General features: G+C 40.0%; 1 protein-coding gene. It reads right to left on the bottom strand.

Features of this window, described 5'->3' with window-relative positions; all coding sequences use genetic code 11:
- The coding region (locus BKH46_RS09360) for a phage major tail tube protein (protein WP_095226544.1) at positions 1 to 450 on the bottom strand (450 nt) is incomplete at both ends.

Here is a 450-nt window from a genome sequence, read left to right as displayed (position 1 = left end):
TTTGTAACATCATAGACTATGAGGGGTATTTTTTCTTTTTGGTATGTGAAAAGATACACTGCCATAGATAGCGACATTTCAACTTCTTTATTCATCTCAAAATTAGGGAATTGCAGGATTTTAGGCGCACCCCCAAAGGTAGCGACTATTTGGGAGTGCTCTGCGATGAGTGCCCCTTGTGTGAGATTCTTTTTGATATAGATAGTTGCAGGCAAAAGGCTATTAAAAGCTGTGATTAAAATCTCATCAACTTCAGTGATGACAAACTTAGCTGTGAGGGGCTTGAGCGTGGGTATGACCTGCTCAAACTTACCAATACTCGTATTTTGTTCGATAACATCTCTCTCTAAAGTAGGGAGTTCGACAGATTTTAATACGCCAATTCTCCCTATACCATTGATAAAGACATTTCCCCCTGTGATGGCTTGTGCGTTGAGTCCTTGAAACATT

It is taken from the genome of Helicobacter sp. 12S02634-8 (assembly GCF_002272865.1).
Lineage (GTDB): Bacteria > Campylobacterota > Campylobacteria > Campylobacterales > Helicobacteraceae > Helicobacter_J.
Note: the sequence above shows the minus strand (reverse complement) of the source record. Positions and strands in the feature narration are given on the sequence as shown.